This window comes from Cupriavidus sp. 8B (assembly GCF_054589115.1).
In genome coordinates, this window is the sequence record NZ_BAAILO010000300.1 from 19,949 (window position 1) to 28,184 (window position 8,236).

An 8,236-nucleotide genomic window follows, 5' to 3' on the forward strand; every position below is an offset into this window, starting at 1 on the left:
ATTGGCGAATGACGGTAATGGGTCGTCCTCGACCATCGCCTGCCGCGGTGCAAGTTACTCGCACCGGTATCTGGATACTTGTGCGCCAGCTCGCTGTACGGCCTCCGACGCTTGCTGAGTCTGCACCGGATTATGGCTGAGCATTGCTCGCTCAGAGTTGGTAACCGCAGCTTGGTAGGACTGGCGCAGCGACGGGCAGATGATGCTCGAGGTGAGCCTGGCCTGCCCCTTGGGATCGAAGAAGGAAGACGGTTCAGCGCGATACTCTGCGTTTCGTTGGCCGATGGATTTCCTCACCATCTCAGTCTTTGCGTCGTTCTGGCACGGGGCATCCTGCAACGTGACTTGCCCCGCGGCGCTCCGGCATTGATAGATGGTCTGGCCGGCGGCATTCGTGGCCATGACGAACATCGCGATGGTCAGATATCTCTGCATGGTGCAACTTCAGGATACGGGTGCCTGCACGGCCCGCAGCTTTCGTTCGCTCTCTGGTCCGGACGGACCAGTTCCTTCAGTCGGCTGTGGCGAGACAACACTGATGTAGTCGCTGAGGATAGTCCCCAGATCGACGTCCTTGGACCTGTAGCGCATGATCGGGATACCGGCCGATGCAAGAACATCATTCTTTTGCTTATCGCGCTTCTGTGCTTTAGCGCTACCGTGCGAGGCGCCGTCAAGCTCGATGACATAGAGCGGTCGCATCGTTTTGCGTTCACAAACCAGGTAGTCGACATACTTCTGAGCGAACAGGTTCCTGGCGGCCCGTGATTTTCCCTTGTGCTGTACAAACGCGGACATTGCGACCTGGGCGCCGCCCTCAGCCGTTCGTAGAGCTGTATCTCATCCTGGCGCAAGAATGGAGCTCTGCGGGCAAAGCGAAAATTCTTAGAGGGACTCTCGCCTGCGCCTGCCGCCTTCAGTGCCGACAGGACAACGATGACAATGCCGAAAAGGAACACCAGCCCGAGCATCGCTTTCACTTGACCCTCCTGCGTCTATTGTTAAGCCCCGAACAACTGGTGGCAGTCCTGAACGAGATATTTGCCGACTTCGACAATATCGCCGACAGCCGGGGACTCGAGAAAATCAAGACAATCGGCGACGCTTACATGGCAGCCGCAGGCCTGCCTGTGCCGGCGGCCGATCACGCCGCCCAGGCCGCTCATATGGCATTGGACATGCTTGAATCATTGGGCCAGTTCAATCAGCAAAGCGGCTACAACCTGCAATTGCGAGTTGGCATCCACAGTGGAGCTGTCGTGGCCGGCGTGATCGGGAGGAGAAAGTTCATCTATGACTTGTGGGGTGATACCGTCAATATCGCCAGCCGGATGGAGTCGCAAGGCGTAGTCGGTCGCGTTCACGTAACTGATGCCACGCGGCAGCAACTTGGGGAGCCATTCCTGCTCGAAGAGCGCGGTTTGATTGCAGCAAAGGGCATCGGTGACCTGCATACATGGCTTCTGGTTGGGAGAACCTAGCCGGCGGCGGGTCAGCATACGAAAGCGGTCGTTCACGATCAGAACGACGGCTGTCTCCAAATCGGCCGATTCGCCTGATCAACGCAGAGCGGTTGAATCCGCAGTCGGTTACGGTCGTCGCCGTCGTCGGCCGCTCACGGCACAACCGGCCATTGAGCGAGCCGCACGACGCGCGGTGGAGCGACTGCCTTGCTCCCCAAATCCGTCGAAATGCCAGCAAATGCTACGCAAGCAACAGCAAGGCATCAGCGAGCGAGAGCACCGTCGTGCGCGAATCGAACGCCGTTGAAAAAAGATGATCGTGCACGACCTGATCCGGGTCGTAGCAGCAATCCTTGACCGTGAATAAACGGAAGTCCGCATCGCTCGCGTACGCGACCGACGACAGCACCACACCGGTCGACGCAATGCCCACCATGAGTAGGGTATCGATACCCTGCGCGGAAAGCCGCACCTGCAGGTCGGTACCAAAGAACACGCTAGCACGATGCGCGATGATGAGCGGTTCAGTGGCCTGCTGGCCGAGTTCCGGCGAGATCTGGTCGTCGACGAAAAGACCAAGTTGCTTGATTCCCTGCCCGTTTCTGTTCAACGGACTGACTTCCGGATAGCCTGGACGAAAGTGGATCTTGGCGAAATAGACGCTGACGCCCTTGGCCCGCGCAGCGTCACACAGCTCGCGCGTATTGGAGAGTAAAGTGGGTGCGACCGATGGAAATAACGCCAGGATGTCGGTCTGATAATGCATGACCACCAGAGCGGTTTTCGCAGGAACAATTGCCGGAATCTGCATGGTCACACTGTGCGCATCAGCGGCGCTTTCCACGCCCTGTTGATGGTCTGCTGAATCGACGGGTCCACGTTCAACGGATGGCGACATAAGGCTACGCGATAAGGAATGATGATCGACTCTACCACGACCATCATGAAGCTAAATTTCAAGAAGCGAAGCATGGTGGCCTTGGCCGATTCAGCCGACGACAAGCCGTTCGAGCGTCTGGTCGCACCGCTTCGACTCGAGCGCTATCAGATTTGGAAGTGTGTGCTCGTAGACCGGTGGCCGCTTCGGCGAGAAGCGGACCTTCCGCAGTGGCTGCAAATCTTTGACAATTTACAGGCTGAAGACGTGGGCGAACCGCGCTGACCGTGGCCGGCTTGCCTCAAGGCAACAGAACCTTCTTCATTGATGGTGCGGGGTGTAGCACATAGTTCTCTCGCTCATAGAACGGAACGGCGTCCGGCCGTGCGTCAAGAAATATCGCGGTCATACCACGAGCACGGGCGTCGGCTTCGGCGTATTCCATCAAGGATCGGCCAACACCGCTCCCTCGGCCCGTCGCATCGACCACGAGGTCATCGATATGAAGGTGTGCCCCGCGCGCCAAGGTGCGAACGGGTCTCATGCCTATCACTCCGATAATCTTCCCATCATGGAATGCTGCCACTAGCTCGTAGCCCGAATACGATTGCAGGCGGGTCCGCTCCAAAAATTCGGGTTCTTCAAGGGACCGAAGTTGAGCGATGACAGGGTATGCCTGCATCCATTCCGGCGGCGACAGCCTTCTAATTTCCAACCTGCTGCAGCGATGTTCAGTCATGGCTCAAGTCGATCCTCACTCGAAAAATCCAGATTGTCGCACGGAGCCGAATAGCGAGGTTTCTCGATGGGTTGGGCATTCGAAGGTCCGCTTCCGAGAATAACGACCGGCGGCTCCGGGTCGGGAAGAGACGACCGGGTAGCGGCGGTCCGAGGTCCGTTCCCGGCCAGTTTCAGCCGTTCGCCGGTCGGCTCGCGCGGACATTCCCACGTCGGCACCGCCCCGAGAGCGGCCGTCGGCTGGATCAAAAGTCCCCTCGCATTTCCGACCATTGAGGTGATCGCGCTGGACTAGCGCGATCACCTTTGAACGTCCACTTCCTGATGTAACGTCGTAGGCTTGAAGGCACCGGCTGCGCGTGGCCCCAAAGCAAAAAAAACCCTCGCACGATGGCGAGGGGCCAAAAGCCAGACCAAGGGGAAGACTCCTTGGCGAGAGGCTCAACAGCGGTTACGGACGATCCATGCTCAGGCTGTAGAAGTTTTGAGCGACATTGGCGCTGATCGTTGCGGAAAGGCCGGCAGCGGGGATTCTCAGGCCGATCGATTCGTTGACGTTCGTGGCAGCGGCCCGATGCCGTAGCCCAACGACGGGGTCGTTTATCGTCCACGTATCCACGCGCCCATCCTCGATACGAGTCCGGGTATAGGAATTCGCGGTGGTGTCAACAGAATCGATCTTCACACTGTAGGGTGTAAAGGCGCTGACCGCACCATTCGGGCTGATCATCGAATCCCAATAGGCATTCGTCGTGCCGACGGTCGGCAGAGTCATGGTGTACGCCTTGCTCGCGACAGTAAAGCCGCCAGGGCGGGTGGTGAACATGGAGACGTGACCGTCGGTGCCAACAAAAGTGACCGCATACCCGGTGCCGCCGCCCGATGGCGTGCTAGCAATGCCGTCCGCATTTTCGGTGAAGACCGGGAAATCAGCGGGTGTCCAAATGCCGCACGGCTGGCCAGCGTAGCAACGGCTGCTGGCCGTCACCTTTCCGTCGGCGCCAATCGTCATGTTCACGCGACTCGGCATCAGCTTGCCAGCGCTATTGGCAGTGGTTGTGTAGGTAAGACCCACCCATTCACCCGCCTTTTTGTCAATGCCGACCTTTTGCGCCGGCACCAACAAGGCGGACGCCGAGCCACTCGCATTGCGCAGGAGCGCGACACCACCCTTGCCGACGACCATGTCATAGCCATACTGGCTATCCGGATTGACGAAGCGGCAGGCCTGGCTGGAATCGGCCGTAAGCGTATCCGCGGCGCTATGGCTTTGATAGGTCACGGTCAGCTTCGCTGCGTCGACCGTCACCACCTCGATCACGTTTTCGGCCGTATTGACACTGAAGTACTTGCCGCTGCGGAAGCTGGCGCAGGACGCCGCCGAAGGTTGCAGGATAGTTTGAATCGGGCCAGTCGAATTGCCGCCCGGGTTCGCTGCGACTGCGGTGGATAGATCTTCCAGGGTCGTGCCGGACGCGGTCAGCGCAGCGCCAAGCTTGTCGATTGCTTTGTCCATCGCGTTACCGGCTGTACTGCCATTTGCGGCGACGAGAGTGTCCGAGAGGGGGTTCGCCCCGCCCAGATCAACAACTCCGCTTAGCGAGAGGGCGACTGACGAAACCGCGCTGGTTACGCCAACGGAGGTCAGCTTGCCCTGTGCGGCCGCGTCAAAGGTATTGAAGAAGTCAGCAGTGTTGCCGCCGGCGATCGCCGCCGTTACGAGCTCGGTAAGAGGGGTAATATTAGCAACCGCAGCGGTTCCAGAACCCGCATCCACGACCGAGTGCATCACCGGCCCGTTCGGAACCTGGACGCTCAGCACGCACGGGCGCACGGCGTTCGGAATATCAATAGTGAAGGTGCCATCTGCGGCAGTCGTGGCCGTACCCGATCCCGTCGCGCATTTGGCTTGAACGGTTGCCCCCGCCAGTGCCGCACCAGTTGCCGCGGTGCCGCTGATCTTCGTCGTCGGGGTAGTCGGCGTCGTAGTCGTAGCCGCCCCAGTAGTGGCGCTATCGTCCCCGCCACCGCCACAAGCCGTCAAGGTAGCCGCAGCGACAGCCACGGCAAGCAGTTTTGCATTCATTCTTCCGACTCCCTAAAGTATCCGGCGCTCGGATCTGAAGGACCCGCATCGCCTACCCGTCCGCTCTTTTTTCGGTTTCGGCATGCGCAGCAAACAACCAGCGCAGCCGGGGGTAAGTATGCGAGTGAAGCCAGAATGTCCGCATCATCAATATTGATGATGAAACAACAGGTGTGTTTCATGATCTCGAAACACCCCTGCCGCAAAGCGGCCGCCCACGCGAGAGCTTCAAGGACTGATCGGTTTTGCTGAAAAGCTCGGCATCGGCGATGCGTTCAGCAAGGGGGCTGCTGCCAGCAACTATTCCCGATTGGAATTGCCATGCAGCACCAGGCTCGGCCCTCGGAGGGCCGCTGCGCCCGTTGCCAGTCAACCCGGCTTTTTTTGCGAGAGTACCGATAACATCGTGCTCACGGCTTTGACCTGCGATCGAGCGTCGGTCTTTGCAAGAATGGCCCGCACCTGGTATCTAACCGTGTTAGGTGAGACCCCTTTGGTGTCCGCATAATCCTCTGGGGACGTGCCTTCTATCAGGGCCTCCGCCACGGCCGCTTCCGCCGGCGTCAAACCAAAAGCCTGCTGCAACTGCTTGGCAGTGACAGGGGGCCCATTTCCACGCGGCCTTGCCGTAATTAAGACCGATGCCGAGCCGAAAGTGACCAGCGTTTGCCCTGGAATGGCGGCGATGCTCATGAACAGGTCGTGACTGGCTCCGGTGGCATTTCGCAGCGCCAGGCTTTCCCCGCGTCTGGATCGCGCAACCCGTAGGATCGCGGCGAGCAGCGCGTCATTGTCCGAAGCGTGTGGCGCTACCAGTCGACCGTGCCTGAGCCTGAGCGCAGTGCCGGCTTTCAGCAGCGCCTCCCCAGCCTGATTGGAAAAGACGGGGCGCCCGTCCTTGTCCAGCGCGAAGACGGCAAGGCCCAGTTGCTCCATCAGTTCGGTCCCCAGCGCGGCATCCCGGTGCAAATCCTTGGCGTCCTGCCAAAGGTTGATGGCGCGATGGAGATGCGGGATCAGACTGACTGCGGTCTTCCTGTCCGCGTCGATATAAGGCGGTCTTCCTTTGTTGCGAAGGAGCCCTAGGAGGGTTTCGCTTCCTCCGGGCCGGGGAAGACGTGCTCCCATTAGATAGCGGTGTCCAGAAGTTGGGAGCTGGAAGTCCTGGTAGAACTCGCTCCGAGCCACGTCTCGGTCGGTGATATGGTCTTGGCAGGCAACGAGCGCTCCTGCGGGCGCCCGCTGGACCAATTCGCGCCGCGGATCCAGTGCGCCATAGTGTGCCTCGTAGATCGTGACTATAGAGTCGAAGTGGGAGTCTGGCGTATACACCGAGAAACGCGGACAGTTGTTTGCTGGGTCCCAACTGAACATGTGAAAGACGTTCGCGCCGACCGCCTCCGCAGTGCGTTGCAGGACTTCCAGGAAGTCGTCTTGTCGAATGGCGGCCTCGTAAAGGTCCCCAATCAGATGTTCTCTCAGCATGCCCGCTCCCCAACGGATTCGCGACCAAAGCCTGTCAGGCGGCTCTTTTGGTCGAGGCTCTTAGATCTACTGGCTAAGTACGATAGCGAATTCTTGATGGTGTCCACTTCCCCACCAACGAGGGGGTATCGCGATTGTGGGAAGTCCACATTTTGCATTACCTTCCAGCCCACCTCCGGCTGTCGCGAGGTCGACTCCCGAGTCCGTCTGCAAGCTCCTCAGATAAGTGCGCTTTCCAGCCCTGCATACAGTTCAGCCGTTCCCCCAGGAGGCGGTGGTACCGCAGCGTATCAGCTCCTCCAGAGGCTTGATCTTGGCAGCACGCCCCCCCAGTTGGGACGGTTTACTTTGGTGCAGGCAAGAGCATCGCCCGTCAATCGCCTCAAACTCGGATCATTTGTTCTCGCGCTGGCGCTGCCGACGAAGGTCAGTCGCACTAGGCGTATCACGAACGTGAATCGATCGCATTGGATTTGACGGCCGCTGTCGAGTAGCCATGGAAACTGCCCCGCTTTTTTGGAGGCGAGGCCATCAGCGCTTTCAGGCCTACGGACCTCGTTGGACATTACATCGCTGGCAAGCATCCCGGCCTTGCGCGCCAGCTCAAATAGTGTCAGCTCTGCCGCCCCAGCGTGCTCCTGCGCGAAGGCGGTCAGCTTCTGCCGATGCTCGCCAAGTTCGATCTTGGATGGCTGCTGTAGCAGGCCCTTGGCGAGCTTGGTGCGCGATGCCACGTCAAACTCGGCCAGCTCTGCCACCGTCACCTCGCCACCAGCGAGCGCGCCCGGCGTGAACACGGTTTCGACCAGGCCGCGCCCCAGTATCATCGCCTCGACGGGCAGCCCTTGCTCTGCCAGCAGGATGGCGCCCGAAAATGCGCAACGGCGCGTGCAAACGGGGCGCTTGCCACTAGGGCGGCATTTGATGTGGCCCCAGGCAGGAGGGTGGTGATTTTCATGGCCAGGCGCGAGCAGTCCCGCGCGAGGCCGAATAGATCGGCGTACCGGGCGCGCTGCTCGCTGGCGATGTTGCGGGCTTCATCCAAAAATCCGTCTTGCTCAAAGGTCATGGCTTGCATCCGTTCCCATCGACGCTGCGCATTATGAAGCCAGAGCAAAGGAACCTTGCGCAGCGCTGGGCGATGGCGGGCGAGGTGTGTTGCTCGGCTTCGGGCGCCTGGTGGGATCGGGTGACCGCTTCGGACCTGGAAGCTGCCGTTAAGATTGGAACAGACGGGTGGCTGAGATGGGTCGGGTGCTGCCGGTCGCAATGGCCTCAATCCCACCACTTCCGCTGGTTCAGCGGCCGTGACCGGCCGTGATCTTTGCGTGATCTGCGTCTATAAAGGAATGGATCTCTGAGGACACGCTGATCCGGCGAAAGGAGCGCACCACCGTAGCCGATCTCGACACGAGCTGAGAGCATGCGTGGTGGTCTAGTTCACCGCGCCCCGGCGATGGCGCCCTGAAAAGACGTGAAGTCGCGGGCCCCTCTCGTTCGCTGGCCCTCTATATGTGGCGCAAGGATGGATCGACCGATGTGTCCAAAGAATAGTCCCGGGTCATCACGCCCGACTTGTCGGCCCGC

9 protein-coding genes and 1 pseudogene are annotated in these 8,236 nt (G+C 59.8%); 2 read left to right on the plus strand and 8 right to left on the minus strand.

Annotated elements, in window-relative coordinates; translation table 11 throughout:
* Positions 1-54: 54 nt before the first annotated feature.
* On the minus strand, positions 55-435 hold the full coding sequence (locus tag ACYP5B_RS30395; protein ID WP_400102251.1) for a DUF4124 domain-containing protein: 381 nt from the start codon (positions 433-435) through the stop codon (positions 55-57).
* Between the two features lie 9 nt (positions 436-444).
* On the minus strand, positions 445-798 hold the full coding sequence (locus ACYP5B_RS30400; RefSeq protein ID WP_459572138.1) for a DUF2726 domain-containing protein: 354 nt from the start codon (positions 796-798) through the stop codon (positions 445-447).
* A 203-nt stretch (positions 799-1,001) separates the two neighbouring features.
* Between ACYP5B_RS30400 and ACYP5B_RS30405 the strand changes: the two are divergent.
* A pseudogene (locus ACYP5B_RS30405) lies at positions 1,002-1,481 on the plus strand (adenylate/guanylate cyclase domain-containing protein); the annotation flags it as partial.
* A gap of 223 nt (positions 1,482-1,704) precedes the next feature.
* Here the strand turns inward: ACYP5B_RS30405 and ACYP5B_RS30410 are convergent.
* Positions 1,705-2,361 (minus strand): cysteine hydrolase family protein, encoded by a 657-nt coding sequence (locus ACYP5B_RS30410; RefSeq protein WP_459572139.1) that lies wholly within the window; start codon positions 2,359-2,361, stop codon positions 1,705-1,707.
* 18 nt (positions 2,362-2,379) lie between these two features.
* On the opposite strand from ACYP5B_RS30410, the gene ACYP5B_RS30415 reads away from it, so the two are divergent.
* A complete protein-coding gene (locus tag ACYP5B_RS30415) occupies positions 2,380-2,625 on the plus strand; it encodes a hypothetical protein (RefSeq protein ID WP_459572140.1) in 246 nt (81 codons plus the stop codon).
* 16 nt (positions 2,626-2,641) lie between these two features.
* Here ACYP5B_RS30415 and ACYP5B_RS30420 read toward each other — a convergent pair whose 3' ends face one another.
* The 5 genes from ACYP5B_RS30420 to ACYP5B_RS30440 form a co-directional block, all read right to left on the minus strand.
* Positions 2,642-3,079: a GNAT family N-acetyltransferase gene (locus ACYP5B_RS30420; RefSeq protein ID WP_459572141.1), complete on the minus strand. Its 438-nt coding sequence runs from the start codon at positions 3,077-3,079 to the stop codon at positions 2,642-2,644.
* Positions 3,080-3,529: 450 nt separating this feature from the next.
* Positions 3,530-5,164: a hypothetical protein gene (locus ACYP5B_RS30425; RefSeq protein ID WP_459572142.1), complete on the minus strand. Its 1,635-nt coding sequence runs from the start codon at positions 5,162-5,164 to the stop codon at positions 3,530-3,532.
* A gap of 369 nt (positions 5,165-5,533) precedes the next feature.
* Complete coding sequence (locus ACYP5B_RS30430; protein ID WP_459572143.1) at positions 5,534-6,649, minus strand: helix-turn-helix transcriptional regulator; 1,116 nt, start codon at positions 6,647-6,649, stop codon at positions 5,534-5,536.
* Positions 6,650-6,939: 290 nt separating this feature from the next.
* Positions 6,940-7,476: a hypothetical protein gene (locus tag ACYP5B_RS30435; protein WP_459572144.1), complete on the minus strand. Its 537-nt coding sequence runs from the start codon at positions 7,474-7,476 to the stop codon at positions 6,940-6,942.
* Entirely contained in the window at positions 7,473-7,718 is a 246-nt protein-coding gene (locus tag ACYP5B_RS30440; RefSeq protein WP_459572145.1) for a hypothetical protein, read from the minus strand. Before ACYP5B_RS30440 ends, ACYP5B_RS30435 begins: the two co-directional genes overlap by 4 nt.
* Between the last annotated feature and the right edge of the window lie 518 nt (positions 7,719-8,236).

Coding starts and splice junctions, on each gene's coding strand:
- ACYP5B_RS30420 (WP_459572141.1), bottom strand. CDS start 3,079: ATGACTGAACATCGCTGCAGCAGGTTGGAAATTAGAAGGCTGTCGCCG.
- ACYP5B_RS30435 (WP_459572144.1), bottom strand. CDS start 7,476: ATGATACTGGGGCGCGGCCTGGTCGAAACCGTGTTCACGCCGGGCGCG.
- ACYP5B_RS30440 (WP_459572145.1), bottom strand. CDS start 7,718: ATGACCTTTGAGCAAGACGGATTTTTGGATGAAGCCCGCAACATCGCC.
- ACYP5B_RS30400 (WP_459572138.1), bottom strand. CDS start 798: ATGTCCGCGTTTGTACAGCACAAGGGAAAATCACGGGCCGCCAGGAAC.
- ACYP5B_RS30410 (WP_459572139.1), bottom strand. CDS start 2,361: ATGTCGCCATCCGTTGAACGTGGACCCGTCGATTCAGCAGACCATCAA.
- ACYP5B_RS30395 (WP_400102251.1), bottom strand. CDS start 435: ATGCAGAGATATCTGACCATCGCGATGTTCGTCATGGCCACGAATGCC.
- ACYP5B_RS30430 (WP_459572143.1), bottom strand. CDS start 6,649: ATGCTGAGAGAACATCTGATTGGGGACCTTTACGAGGCCGCCATTCGA.
- ACYP5B_RS30425 (WP_459572142.1), bottom strand. CDS start 5,164: ATGAATGCAAAACTGCTTGCCGTGGCTGTCGCTGCGGCTACCTTGACG.
- ACYP5B_RS30415 (WP_459572140.1), top strand. CDS start 2,380: ATGATGATCGACTCTACCACGACCATCATGAAGCTAAATTTCAAGAAG.